Consider the following 12,982-nt stretch of genomic DNA (forward strand, 5'->3'; position numbering starts at 1 on the left):
GAAAGAAGTCGCATAAAAATTAGCTAATGAGTGCCAACTGTCTTGAAAAACACCGCTTCTAACAGCTAAATATCACAACGCAAACTTATACCCTACGCCATAGATAGATTGAATACAATCAACCTCAGCATCAATATTTTGAATTTTTCGTCGTAAGTTTTTAATATGGCTATCGATAGTGCGATCTGTCACAACACGATTGTCTGAGTAAATCTGTGACATTAATTGATCACGACTAAACACTTGCTCTTTATGCTCATAAAAGTGAGCTAATAAACGAAATTCAGCACGCGTTAAGCTAACCTCTTTACCTTTCACTAGCACCTGCATCGTCGCTTCATTAATACTTAATATATCTGCGACCTCTTTCTCGCTTTCGCCAGCTCGACGTAATATATTTTTTACTCTAACCACGACTTCTCGTGGGCTGTAAGGTTTACAAATATAATCATCAGCACCTAATTCTAAACCAATTAAGCGATCAATTTCATCCACCCTTGCCGTTGCCATCACGACCGGAACACCTGTGAAAGTGCGTAATTCCCGGTAAATATCTAACCCGTTTTTTCCGGGCAACATGAGATCTAATATAATTAAATCCACTCTATTACCTTTTACCCAACTAACAACTGACTCACCGTCGTTAATCACCTTTGTTACAAAGCCTGATTGGCTAAGGTACTCACTTAATACTTGTGCAAGAGACTCTTCATCTTCCACAATTAAAACATGCTTTGACATTAACATTCCTTTAGAACTTATTTATAAACGAGGTAACGTAATAATAATAGCCAGCCCACCTAAATCAGAATGCTGAGCGACGATTTCCCCATGATGTGCTTTAACTATCTTTTCACATATTGATAACCCTAATCCAGACCCGCCACTTAAACGACTACGAGATGCATCAACACGAAATAAACGCTCAAATAACTTAGGTAAAGCCTGCTCAGGTACACCAGGAGCACTATCCTCAAATCGAATAACAAGTTGTTTTTTAGTCGCAGACAGTTGCACTTTTAATAAACCGGGTGCATCCGTATAACGTAAACTATTCTCTAATAGGTTGGAGAATAGTTGTATTAAAGATTTCCTATCGCCTTTCATTAAAAGCGTCTTTTTGAGGTTAAAGAGCGTCTCTAATTGAATTTGCTTTTCTTGGCTACGCAATTGATATTGAGCACAGCTAGTCGCCAATAAGCTTTGTACATCAATAGACTCAGATAAATCAAATTGCATACCTGAATCGCTTAAAGATAGCTGGTACAAGTCTTCCACTAGTTTGCTTAAGTTTTGCACCTGATAATGCAAAGAGTCAATATACTTAGGTGATGCAGCTCTAATACCATCTTGAATAGCTTCTATTTCACTTTTTAATACCGATATCGGCGTGCGTAATTCATGAGATATATCGGCTAGCCATTGGTCTCTTGTTTCTTTTTGAACAAATAAGCTTTGGCTCAATTCGTTAAAACGTTTGGAAAGCGCGGCTAATTCATCTTCACCTTCAACTTCTATTTTTGTTAAATAGTCGCCTTCTTGCAACGCATTAGCAGCACTTTCTAAGCGCTTTAACGGGGTTAGAAAATGTCGAACGAGTAACCAAGCTAAGGTAAAAGAAAGTAAGGTAACCCACACAACAATCAATAATAAATTATGCTGTTGTTGTTGATAAAAGCTACTCTCTAATTCACCGGGAATCACATCACGCTTTTGTGTTGCTACCCAACCAACGGTTTTATCATCTTTAATGACAGGCACTTTAATCAATTCACTGCTTATTTTGTTTTTACGTGAATTAAAAATAGGTTGTAAGTTTTTATCTAATACAATGAATCGCTTTAACAAGCGTTTAACATGGTCTGAACGCAATGGTTTTGGATCGTTATTCCCCCCATCCACAGGTCGACTAAACGCACGGAATAGGATCATCCCCATTCTCTCCGGTGTTAATTCATGCCACTCTTCTTGTTCAGAGTAATAAGGTGCAATATATTCTGAAACAACTTGTAACCTTTTTTCCTCACCGTTATTAAGGTATTTCTGTAACCCTGTTTGAAAACTATCGTTAATTGACCATGCCATACCTAATACCATTAAGGCACTAATAAATAGCATAGAAAAAAGAATTTTTTTAAACAAAGTAAGACGCATTAAATATCCTGTAAACCGCTTTAAATAGTATAACTACTACTTATACCTAGGAAATGGATAGCAAGTCAAATAATAAACAGGCAAAAAAAAACCATTAAGTGAGCACTTAATGGTTTTATGTAATTTGAGTCTCACAGACTCAAATCAGTACAAGTAACATCAATAATTAAATATTATCGATAGCTTCATTTAATGTTTTACTTGGGCGCATTGCAGCCGTTACTTTAGCTGGATCAGTGTGGAAGTAACCACCTAGATCAACCTCAACACCTTGAGCATCATTTAGTTCTTGAACAATCACAGCTTCATTACTTAATAATGCATCAGCTAAAGGCTTAAACTGCGCTTGTAGTTCAACATCTTTAGTTTGTGCTGCAAGTGCTTCAGCCCAGTACATAGCTAGGTAGAAGTGACTACCACGGTTATCTAACTCACCAACTTTACGTGAAGGAGATTTATCTTCTTTCAAGAATTTACCGTTAGCTACATGTAATGCTTCAGCTAAAACAACTGCCTTCGCATTATTTGTTTTCTCAGCAATATCTTCAATTGATACAGCTAATGCTAAGAATTCACCTAAAGAATCCCAACGTAAGTGGTTTTCTTCAACAAATTGTTGAACATGTTTAGGAGCAGAACCACCGGCACCAGTTTCAAATAAACCACCACCAGCAAGAAGCGGTACAATTGACAGCATTTTAGCACTTGTACCTAACTCTAGGATTGGGAATAAATCCGTTAAGTAATCACGTAAAACGTTACCAGTTACAGAAATAGTATCTTTACCTTCTTTCACACGTTGTAATGTATATTTACATGCTTCGATTGGCGATAGAATCTTAATTTCTAGACCGCTTGTATCGTGATCTTTTAAGTAAGTATTTACTTTAGCAATGATATTTTTATCATGAGCACGGTTTTCATCTAACCAGAAAATTGCTGGTTGGCCAGTTGCTTGTGCACGACTTACTGCTAAACGAACCCAATCACGGATTGGAATGTCTTTAGCTTGACACATACGCCAGATATCACCTTGCTCAACATCGTGAGACATTAGTGTGTTACCCGCTGAATCAATTACTTTAACTGTACCCGCTTCAGTGATTTGGAATGTTTTGTCGTGTGAGCCGTATTCTTCTGCTTTTTGAGCCATTAGACCTACGTTTGATACGTTACCCATTGTTGCTGGATCAAATGCACCATTTTCACGACAGAATTTAATTGTTTCTTCGTAAATACCTGAGTAACAACGATCTGGAATCATTGCTTTAGTATCTTCAAGTTTACCTTCCGCATTCCACATTTGACCGCTAGAACGAACCATTGCAGGCATAGAGGCATCAATGATAACGTCACTTGGTACGTGTAAGTTAGTAATGCCTTTATCAGAATCAACCATTGCTAAGCTTGGGCGAGTTGCGTAAACCGCTTGAATGTCAGCTTCAATTGCTTCTTTTTGATCAGCAGGAAGATTAGCAATTTTAGCGTAAACATCACCTAAACCATTGCGCTCATCAACACCTAACTCTTCAAATAAATCTGCATATTTAGCAAATACATCTTTGAAGTAAACTGTAACAGCGTGGCCAAACATGATTGGATCAGATACTTTCATCATAGTTGCTTTAAGGTGTAAAGAAAGCATGATGTTGTTATCTTTAGCTTCAGTCATCTCTTTTTCAAAGAAAGCACGTAATGCTTTTGCACTCATGCGAGATGAGTCAATAACTTCGTCTTTTAGTACTGGTGTTGACGCTTTTAATACAGAAGTAACGCCCGCTGCATTAGTGAATTCAATTTTTACGTCGTCATCTTGAGCCACTACAACTGATTGCTCTGAGCTGTAAAAATCACCATCAGACATATCAGCAACGTGTGATTTAGAGTCTGTAGACCATTTACCCATACGATGCGGGTGGTCTTGAGCGTATTCTTTAACGGCATCAGCTACACGACGGTCTGAGTTACCTTCACGTAATACAGGGTTAACTGCACTACCTAATACTTTAGCGTAAACTGCTTTTATTTCTTCTTCTTCAGGTGTTGTTGCTACTTCTGGGTAAGCAGGTAAAGCAAAACCATGTTCTTGTAATTCTTTAATTGCTGCTTGTAATTGCGGAATTGATGCACTTACATTTGGCAGTTTAATAATGTTTGCTTCTGGTGTTTTAGCTAAATCACCTAATTCTGCTAGTGCATCAGCTTGTTGTTGTGCAGCTGGAAGCTTGTATGAGAAATTAGCAATGATTCGACCAGCTAAAGAGATGTCACGCGTTTCTACAGCGATGTCTGCTGCTTTAGTAAATGCATTAACAATTGGTAATAGAGAGTGAGTTGCTAGCGCAGGTGCTTCATCTGTTTGTGTATAGATGATCTTTGCTGATTTATCTGTCATTTTATTTCCTTTAACAAAAAACTATGAGGCGAGTTAACCGCGTTTAAGATGTTACTAAATTGTTACGTAAATAATCAGGTGATATCATATCGAAAATAACAAAATTATCTAGTTTGATGCCCATCCCTAGCTCAACAAAATGAGATCTTGATCATCATTTTCGAAGTTAGGCTTGTTACGAGCATGTAACAAATAACTTAATAGTTACTTTAATAAACATAACATTTATTCACGATCACTGCCTCCACTATTTAATCTGTTACAATAATCTTTTTAATAGGCTGTAAGGGCAAGTAATGAATTCATCTTCAACAAGCAAGGGCAATCAGAAGTTTAAAACCAATAATAAGCGAAAAACAAAGAAGCCCTCTCATTTCAATATAAAAAAACCTGCTCATAAAACCTTTGCACCGAAAAAAGCACTACCTAAATCAATGCAAAAAGTAGTGTTATTCAACAAACCTTTCGATGTATTGAGCCAATTTACAGATGATAACAATGCCGATTTAGAGCGAGAGACCTTAAAAGATTATATTGATATTCCGAATATTTATGCTGCGGGTCGCTTAGATAGAGATAGTGAAGGTTTATTAGTACTTACCAATGATGGCCAATTACAAGCAGATATTACTCAACCAGGTAAAAAAACCGAAAAAACCTACTGGGTACAAGTTGAAGGTCAACCTACTGATGCAGACTTAGAGAAATTACGTCAAGGGGTACAGTTAAAAGATGGACTGACAGCACCAGCAAAAGCAAAAATAATGGATAACCCTACGATTTGGGAGCGATATCCACCGATTCGAGAACGTGCAAACATCCCAACAACTTGGTTAAGTATTACCATTTCAGAGGGACGTAACCGTCAAGTTCGACGCATGACCGCTAATATAGGCTTTCCTACTCTTCGTTTAATTCGATACTCTATTGGTGAGTGGACTATTAAAGGGTTAGATAATGGCACTTACAAAGAACTTTAATTAGCTTTTAAAGAATAATAATTAAGCGCTACCAAACCATACCCAGCAAAACTCTTGGTTAACTTTATAAGTACTTGATCTTCACTAAAGCGCTGAGTATAAAATGCTCGGTGCTCTTCTTTAGGTAAAGCTTCACCACTATTATCATCTGCCAGTAGTTGTTTTACTCGAGTGGCAATGGCTTTACCTGAATCAACTAATTTAATCGGTTTATCAAAACACTCGGCAATCTCTTGTTTAAGCAACGGGAAGTGAGTGCAACCTAAAACAAGGGTATCAGGTATTATATCCCCGCCAGCTAACCACGGCTTAAGAATCGCTTTTAAGTCCTCTTTTGATACTGGTTTAGCAATCAATTTATCTTCAGCTAATTGAACTAACCTTGTTGAGCCAATACGCAATACCGTTTTATCACTCGCAAATTGTTCAATTAAACGGCTGGTATACTCTCGCTCTATTGTCCCTGGCGTCGCCAATAAGCCAATCACATTATTGCAGGTAACTTGTGTCGCAGGTTTTATCGCAGGCACGACACCTACAATCGGGATAGAGAAGTGCAAGCGTAATTCATTAAGGGCAATGGTACTTGCAGAGTTACAAGCAATCACCACTAGATCCGCTGGATATTGCTGCATAAAGTCAGACAACAACTGTATCGTCCTGTTTACTAATGTTTCACGCGCTAACTCTCCATAGGGAAAATAAGCATTATCAAACAAATAATTACATTTTATCGATGGATTGATTTTGATAATTTGCTCATATACAGACAAACCACCCACACCAGAATCAAATATAAGTACTCGTTTTACAGACATCTAACTACTTCCTTAATAAAAAAATCATTTTATCCTGTAAACAATAAATAGAGAAATAAAATGATATCCTCTAGCCAACTTCTATCACCTGCTTTAGAATGCCCCTCCATTTATAGGTTATTAAAAAATAGCACTAAAGCAGTGATAGAGAATAGAGGTAATAATGAGCATCGAATTTGTTGATCCGGAAAACTATGAATCGCAATTAAACGCTAAAAAAGAGCAATTTTCAGCACTTTTTTCTACCTTTGATTTACCTGAATTAGAATGCTTTGGTTCTCCAAAAATACACTATCGTATGCGTAGTCAATTTCGTGTCTGGCATGAAGATATGGATCTGTATTTTTACATGACAGAGCAAGAAACTCGTCAACGTATTAAAGTTGATCAATTTCCACCTGCAAGCGAATTAATTAACCAGCTCATGCCAAGATTAGTCGAAGAGTTAAAATACTCCCCTATTTTACGCTATAAACTATTCCAAGCGAACTTCTTATCCAGTCTAAGCGGCGAGATTATGGTCAGCTTCTTATACCATAAAGTGTTGGATGATGAATGGTTAACGGCAATTAAAGCATTGAAGCAACGCTTATCTAAAGAGTTCAAGATAAATTTCATCGGTCGAGCACGCAAGCAAAAACTAATTGTTGATCACGATTATGTTATTGAAAAATTACAAGTTGATGGGCAACAACTCACTTACCAACAAGTTGAAAACAGTTTCACTCAACCTAATGCCAAAGTATCTGAAAAAATGTTGGACTGGGCCATTGAATGTACACGTAATAGCCAAGGTGACTTATTAGAGCTATATTGCGGTAATGGTAATTTCTCGATCGCATTAGCTAAAAACTTTAATCGAGTGCTCGCCACTGAAGTTTCCACTCCTTCTGTAAACTCCGCTCAGTTTAATATCGCTGCTAATAACATTGATAATGTTAAAGTTATCCGCATGTCAGCAGAGGAATTTACACAGGCGATAAATGGAGTACGTGAATTTAACCGCCTAAAAGAAAAACAGGTCGACTTATCAAGCTACCAATGTAATACCATCTTTGTTGATCCACCACGTGCTGGTTTGGATGATGAGACGGTAAAAATGGTACAAAATTATAATAATATTATGTACATCAGCTGTAACCCTGAAACATTAAAAAACAATTTAGAAGTGTTAACACAAACTCATGATATAAAGAGATTCTCACTCTTTGATCAGTTCCCTTATACACACCATACTGAAGCCGGTGTATTTCTAGTAAAACGCTAGATATCAGCAATAAAAAAGGCTAACTAAATTAATTAGTTAGCCTTTTGAATTAACCTGCGATAACTTCTCCCACTCACTCAGATTAAGCCACTGCCTTACAGCGTATAGATTAAAAGCATCTCGCTGTCATTTATATCCATTTGCTTTCTAAGCTTTGCTGAGAGCAATAAATACTATCATTAACTGGTTATTAAATGTTTTGAGAAAAAGTCTATGCTTCTTTCCCAAGCCAGTTCTGCCATTGTTGGCGCATAGCGAGCCGTAGAGTCATTATGGAAACCATGATTTGCTTTCTCATACAAGAACATTTGATAATCTACCTGGTATTTTTTTAGGTCTGCTTCATATTCAGGCCAGTAAGCATTCACTCTTTTATCTAACTCAGCAAGTTGGATTAATAATGGTGCTTTAATATTTTTACGTAATGACTCTTTTGCAGGCGTTCCATAGAATGGCACACCAGCATCTAAAGTATCAGGGATCGTTGCGGCCAGCATATTAACGATATAACCGCCAAAACAGAAACCAACTGCGCCTAATTTACCTGTACTTAAAGGATGTGCTTTTAAGAACTTAGCAGCAGCAATAAAGTCCTGCTCAACTTTATCCTTATCCAATGATTTTTGCATCACTTTACCTTGGTCATCATTACCAGGGTAACCACCTAAGGTATAAAGAATATCGGGTGCAAAAGCAATAAAGCCTGCTTTCGCTAAACGACGCGCGACATCTTTAATGTAGGGATTTAAACCTCTATTTTCATGTATCACAAGAACAACAGGCAGGTTACCTTCAACATTCTTTGGCGTAACAAAATAGCCTTGTCCCTCACCATAACCATCTGGCGAAGCAAATTTTTCATAGGTTGCAGTTATTTGATCGTCATTAAAAGAAACTTGTTCTGCTAATGCATAATTTGGCGTTAAGGCAGTAGATAAGGTCGCTAAAGTAATTCCGGCACCAGCAACACCCGCTAACCTTCTCAAAAAGGTACGTCTATCGATATCACCATGTGCATATTCGTCGTACCAATCAAAGGCTTCTTGAGGGATTTTTGCTGTATTTGGCTCTTCTAGATTTACTTTAGTCATATTCACTCTCTCGATATAAAAATGGTTAAAACAGAAAACATACCATCAGAACATAGCGACTTTTTGAGTAAGTGTAAATTTATTAATGATTATTAATTGAATTATATGAAGTAAGCTAATGAGCTTTTCATACAATATATAGCGGGGTTTTACTTATCACACCGGCATTCCTAGAACAGGGAGTTCATGGTAAGTACTGACCAAAGATCATCAATCAAATAAACAGCGACAACAGTTGTGATCTCATCTCTAATATTTAAAAATAAAGTCAGTCTTAGTTCACTGCTTTAATGTACGAACCTATCACAGTAACATCGTAGGTCGCTTGTATCTCGGACAATGCAATGGCGATATTGCTATCCTCTTGATGGCCATCAATATCAATAAAGAAGTGATAATTACCGATTTGAGAACGAGTAGGACGTGACATAATAGAAGTCAGGTTAACTTTTTGTAAAGCGAATGCGCTAACAATATTGCCCAGTACACCAGGACAGTCCTGTTTATTATTGACCACTAAGGTGGTTTTATACTCTTTTCCTGCAACTCTATCTAATGGGGTTTCAGAAATAACCAAAAAGCGTGTTTGATTATTAGCATAGTTAGTCACATCGTTATTAATGATCGTCGCGTTTTGTACCTGTGACAATGCATGCTGAGGAATAATTGCCCCAGCGGACTCCCCTTTTTCTTCAGCTAAAATCAAAGATTCCATATTGCTTTGACTGTTGTGTACCTTAACGCCTTCTAGAGCATTAATGAACTCAGAACATTGCCCATGAGCAACAAACTGCACATAGAGATCGGTCAACTGAGTCAGTTCATCACAAAAGCCAACAAAGGAGAATTGAATAGGTAATAATAACTCAGAGATCACAAATAATTTAGTATTCAACAGCTGATCAAGTACAACTTGAACATAACCTTCCGATAAATTCTCAATAGGTAACACGCCTAATTGGCATTCTTTACCAACGGCTTCAAACGTTTGTGCAAGTGTTCCATAATATTGAATCTGCGCTTGTTGAACAGGCTTTTTATTTTGGATAGCTTGAATATATTGTTTAGTTGCGATGTCTGAAAATGTGTCTTTAGGGCCGAGGGTCGCGATAGTGAGCATAATATACCGAGTTGAGAGGAAGGAGAATATAAAAAAGGTGAGCCAAAGCTCACCTGATTAAGGATTTTAGAAATCCATATTTGTTTTTAGCTTTTTAAGTGCATTGGCCTCTAATTGGCGAACACGCTCAGCAGAAATGCCATAACGGTCTGCCAAATCATGCAATGTCGCTTTAGGCTCACTTAACCAACGCGAACTTAAAATATCTTGGCTACGTGTATCTAATGTAGATAAGGCTGAATACAATTTATTCTTGGTATGAGACTCGGTATTTTCCTGCTCTATTTGTGCTTCAACACTAGCAGTCTTATCTTCCAAAAAGTGCATTGGCGCAAAATTATTGTCATCGTCGTCATTAACACTTAAATCAAAAGAATGATCCTGTGCATTTAAACGCGACTCCATTTCCAATACGTCTTTAGTACTCACATTTAAGTCTTCAGCAACGGCTTCAACTTCTTCTTTTTTGAACCAACCTAAACGTTTTTTAGATTTACGAAGATTGAAGAATAGCTTTCGTTGCGCTTTAGTTGTCGCAATTTTCACAACACGCCAGTTGCGAATAACATATTCATGAATTTCAGCTTTAATCCAGTGTACAGCAAAAGAAACCAGACGAACGCCTACTGTTGGGTCAAAACGTTTAACAGCTTTCATTAAGCCAACGTTACCCTCTTGAATTAAGTCAGCTTGCGCTAAACCATAACCCGCATAACTTTTAGCAATGTAAACTACAAAACGTAGATGTGACATAACTAATTTTTTTGCTGCCTCTAAATCACCTTTGTAATATAGACGCTCCGCTAACTCTTGTTCCTCTTCCGCACTTAATTTTGAGAATGAGTTAACAGACTGAACATAGGCTCCAATACTTCCTTGAGGAACGAGACTCATTGAATTTATTGATTCACTCATGTTTCACCTTAATACTTATGTTGAACAAAAATCTTATAACAATTGATTATACATTAGCTAATACAAAATAATATATATTAACTAATTAATGCTCACAACTTTTAAAACTATTTTAGTTTGTAATCGAATATAACCAAAGTCACTAGCCAATCATAAATGATTCGTAAACTTTATGACTCAATTCTCGTTTAAGATAACGCGATAACCAATATTGCCCTATCATATGTTGTTTAAAAATATCTCTAAAAAATAATGAACTAATACGAATGATTTGACCTTCAAACAGATCAAAATTTCCATAAGCAATCAACTTATCTTTTAAGTGAATAACCAATATTTCTTTACTGCTAACCATCAAGTTACTTAACTTGCTATTGCTTTGAGTGGCCATTTGCTCTTGAATTAGAGTTTGGCATGTTGGTGAGGAAATAGGTAACAATTTAATATCAATAACATTCATACAGAGCCCCTGAAATCAAATCTTCCACTGATAGTTTTGTGAACTAAGTCACATATTACAGTCAAAAAAAAAGAGATCAAGCTGATCTCTTTTTTAATTTTTTTGATAAAAGGCTAATTAACTTGGTTCTATTTTGACCAGGTATTGTTTCACAGAAATTAACGAAGCAATTACGCCTAATAGCGCACTTGTAGCAAATAAAACCAGAGCACCATTAAAACTTAACGAGATAATTTCAAATTTAGTTTGGTACAAACCAGTAAGGTTATCAACGCCCGATTCTAACCAAAATATTAATATTAAGGAGAACAGCCAGGCAATAACGCCACCTAAAAAACCATACCAAGCCCCAATATATATATAAGGTAATTGAATAAAGCTATTTGTAGCCCCGACTAACTTCATTACTTCAATCTCATCGCGTTGATTAAGAATATTGAGTCGAATCGTATTACTCACAATTAACAACACAGATAAAAGTAACAATGTTGCAATCCCCACCACTACATCAACGATTAAGTAAAAAATAGCCTGTAACTTTTCAATCCAATCAAGGTCGACACGTACCAAGTCGATATCTTGCTCACGCTCTAATTTAGCAACTAAAAACTTAGTACCGACAGTGTTCATTGCTGATTTTGTAGGCACCACAACAAGCACTGAAGGTAATGGATTTTTATCTAAATGATCTAAAGCCTTTGAAAACCCAGATAACTCTTTAAATTCTTGCAAGGCTTGGTGACTAGAAATGTAAGTAACTGTTTCTATTTCTTTATATAACCCCAGTTTATTGATAAGTACTTGCACTCGTTCTTGGGGAATATCCTTCTTAAGAAAAAGACTTATTTCCGAAGCACTATCCCATTGCCCGCTAATTCGCTCTACATTTTTATAGGTGACATGAAAGATAGTCGGTAGTGACAAGGCAACACCTAATACAAGAATAGTCATTAATGTGGCAAATGGGGTTTTCCATAATTCAAAAAAGCTATTAACAAACTGCTGAAAATGTTGGCTGATCGTTGCATTTGCTCTTCCTAAAAATGACACTTTGTTAATTTTAGTCGAAGCTGATGGTTTTTTCCTGATATCCGTTTTTTTACGCATTACGCTTCCTTAATAGGCCATCGTTAATCATATTGCCTTCACGTAAGGTTAAAGTACGGTATCGCATTTTGGCAACCAACCCCAAGTCATGGGTGGCAATAAGTACTGATATACCTAGCTTATTCAGTGATTCAAATAAATTTAAAATCTCTAAAGATAACTTAGGGTCTAAATTACCTGTTGGCTCATCAGCTATTAATAAGGGAGGATGATTAATAATGGCTCTAGCAATACCAACGCGCTGTTGTTCACCGCCGGATAAATGAATGGGGAAGCTATTTTCTTTCCCATTTAAACCCACTTTAGCAAGGGCCGCTAAACTGCGGCGCTTAATTTCATGACGATTATAACCTTCAATCAGCAATGGCAGACCGACATTTTCAAGCACGGTTCTATTCATTAATAGACGGTGATCTTGAAAGATCATGCCAATATGTCTTCTTAAATAAGGAATATCATTCCCTTTTAAGTTACTGATATTATTTCCATTTAGGACAATACGTCCTGAAGTGGGACGATCCATTAAACTGATTAGCTTCAATAAAGTACTCTTACCAGCGCCAGAAGGCCCAGTTAAAAATGCCATTTCACCTTTTTTCAGGTGAAAATCGACCTTATCTAATGCAACATGCTGATCAGAATAAACCTTACTGACTTGTTCAAATAATATCATGA

12 protein-coding genes are annotated in these 12,982 nt (G+C 36.8%); 2 read left to right on the forward strand and 10 right to left on the reverse strand.

The window, feature by feature from the left end:
* Window positions 1-72 precede the first annotated feature (72 nt).
* From V6256_RS08885 to V6256_RS08895, 3 genes are all read right to left on the reverse strand, one after another.
* Window positions 73-741 carry a response regulator gene (locus V6256_RS08885; RefSeq protein WP_424141058.1) on the reverse strand — a complete coding sequence of 223 codons (669 nt, stop codon included), beginning with the start codon at window positions 739-741 and terminating at the stop codon, window positions 73-75.
* Window positions 742-762: 21 nt separating this feature from the next.
* Window positions 763-2,154, reverse strand: a complete 1,392-nt coding sequence (locus V6256_RS08890; RefSeq protein WP_341597857.1) for an ATP-binding protein — start codon at window positions 2,152-2,154, stop codon at window positions 763-765.
* Window positions 2,155-2,320: 166 nt separating this feature from the next.
* Window positions 2,321-4,549: an NADP-dependent isocitrate dehydrogenase gene (locus V6256_RS08895; protein ID WP_341597858.1), complete on the reverse strand. Its 2,229-nt coding sequence runs from the start codon at window positions 4,547-4,549 to the stop codon at window positions 2,321-2,323.
* Between the two features lie 296 nt (window positions 4,550-4,845).
* On the opposite strand from V6256_RS08895, the gene V6256_RS08900 reads away from it, so the two are divergent.
* Window positions 4,846-5,529, forward strand: a complete 684-nt coding sequence (locus V6256_RS08900; protein WP_341597859.1) for a pseudouridine synthase — start codon at window positions 4,846-4,848, stop codon at window positions 5,527-5,529.
* Here the strand turns inward: V6256_RS08900 and murI are convergent.
* Entirely contained in the window at window positions 5,526-6,347 is an 822-nt protein-coding gene (gene murI, locus V6256_RS08905) for a glutamate racemase (protein WP_341597860.1), read from the reverse strand. The two genes, V6256_RS08900 and murI, sit on opposite strands and share 4 nt — an antisense overlap.
* Window positions 6,348-6,510: 163 nt before the next feature.
* Between murI and trmA the strand changes: the two genes are divergently transcribed.
* Window positions 6,511-7,614, forward strand: a complete 1,104-nt coding sequence (gene trmA / locus V6256_RS08910) for a tRNA (uridine(54)-C5)-methyltransferase TrmA (protein ID WP_341597861.1) — start codon at window positions 6,511-6,513, stop codon at window positions 7,612-7,614.
* 179 nt (window positions 7,615-7,793) lie between these two features.
* On the opposite strand, the gene V6256_RS08915 is transcribed toward trmA, so the two are convergent.
* The 6 genes from V6256_RS08915 to ftsE all read right to left on the reverse strand — a co-directional run bounded on the left by V6256_RS08915 (window position 7,794) and on the right by ftsE (window position 12,980).
* Window positions 7,794-8,705, reverse strand: coding sequence for a dienelactone hydrolase family protein (locus V6256_RS08915; RefSeq protein ID WP_341597862.1), 912 nt, complete (start codon window positions 8,703-8,705; stop codon window positions 7,794-7,796).
* 274 nt (window positions 8,706-8,979) lie between these two features.
* The gene (locus tag V6256_RS08920; RefSeq protein WP_341597863.1) at window positions 8,980-9,825 is read right to left on the reverse strand and encodes a prephenate dehydratase; all 846 of its coding nucleotides are present in this window, start codon (window positions 9,823-9,825) and stop codon (window positions 8,980-8,982) included.
* A 66-nt stretch (window positions 9,826-9,891) separates the two neighbouring features.
* Window positions 9,892-10,740 (reverse strand): RNA polymerase sigma factor RpoH, encoded by an 849-nt coding sequence (gene rpoH / locus V6256_RS08925; RefSeq protein ID WP_341597864.1) that lies wholly within the window; start codon window positions 10,738-10,740, stop codon window positions 9,892-9,894.
* Window positions 10,741-10,882: 142 nt separating this feature from the next.
* Window positions 10,883-11,200 (reverse strand): hypothetical protein, encoded by a 318-nt coding sequence (locus V6256_RS08930; RefSeq protein ID WP_341597865.1) that lies wholly within the window; start codon window positions 11,198-11,200, stop codon window positions 10,883-10,885.
* A 117-nt stretch (window positions 11,201-11,317) separates the two neighbouring features.
* Complete coding sequence (gene ftsX, locus V6256_RS08935; RefSeq protein WP_341597866.1) at window positions 11,318-12,307, reverse strand: permease-like cell division protein FtsX; 990 nt, start codon at window positions 12,305-12,307, stop codon at window positions 11,318-11,320.
* Window positions 12,300-12,980 carry a cell division ATP-binding protein FtsE gene (gene ftsE / locus V6256_RS08940; RefSeq protein WP_341597867.1) on the reverse strand — a complete coding sequence of 227 codons (681 nt, stop codon included), beginning with the start codon at window positions 12,978-12,980 and terminating at the stop codon, window positions 12,300-12,302. The genes ftsX and ftsE overlap by 8 nt, the downstream gene beginning before the upstream one ends.
* Between the last annotated feature and the right edge of the window lie 2 nt (window positions 12,981-12,982).

The sequence above is a fragment of the Psychromonas aquatilis genome, from assembly GCF_038155185.1.
Classification (GTDB): domain Bacteria; phylum Pseudomonadota; class Gammaproteobacteria; order Enterobacterales; family Psychromonadaceae; genus Psychromonas; species Psychromonas aquatilis.

What these genes read in the sequence shown, in the direction of transcription:
- ftsX (WP_341597866.1), bottom strand. Translation starts at nt 12,307, where the DNA reads ATGCGTAAAAAAACGGATATCAGGAAAAAACCATCAGCTTCGACTAAA.
- V6256_RS08930 (WP_341597865.1), bottom strand. Translation starts at nt 11,200, where the DNA reads ATGAATGTTATTGATATTAAATTGTTACCTATTTCCTCACCAACATGC.
- V6256_RS08915 (WP_341597862.1), bottom strand. Translation starts at nt 8,705, where the DNA reads ATGACTAAAGTAAATCTAGAAGAGCCAAATACAGCAAAAATCCCTCAA.
- ftsE (WP_341597867.1), bottom strand. Translation starts at nt 12,980, where the DNA reads ATGATATTATTTGAACAAGTCAGTAAGGTTTATTCTGATCAGCATGTT.
- trmA (WP_341597861.1), top strand. Translation starts at nt 6,511, where the DNA reads ATGAGCATCGAATTTGTTGATCCGGAAAACTATGAATCGCAATTAAAC.
- murI (WP_341597860.1), bottom strand. Translation starts at nt 6,347, where the DNA reads ATGTCTGTAAAACGAGTACTTATATTTGATTCTGGTGTGGGTGGTTTG.
- V6256_RS08920 (WP_341597863.1), bottom strand. Translation starts at nt 9,825, where the DNA reads ATGCTCACTATCGCGACCCTCGGCCCTAAAGACACATTTTCAGACATC.
- V6256_RS08890 (WP_341597857.1), bottom strand. Translation starts at nt 2,154, where the DNA reads ATGCGTCTTACTTTGTTTAAAAAAATTCTTTTTTCTATGCTATTTATT.
- V6256_RS08885 (WP_424141058.1), bottom strand. Translation starts at nt 741, where the DNA reads ATGTCAAAGCATGTTTTAATTGTGGAAGATGAAGAGTCTCTTGCACAA.
- V6256_RS08900 (WP_341597859.1), top strand. Translation starts at nt 4,846, where the DNA reads ATGAATTCATCTTCAACAAGCAAGGGCAATCAGAAGTTTAAAACCAAT.
- V6256_RS08895 (WP_341597858.1), bottom strand. Translation starts at nt 4,549, where the DNA reads ATGACAGATAAATCAGCAAAGATCATCTATACACAAACAGATGAAGCA.
- rpoH (WP_341597864.1), bottom strand. Translation starts at nt 10,740, where the DNA reads ATGAGTGAATCAATAAATTCAATGAGTCTCGTTCCTCAAGGAAGTATT.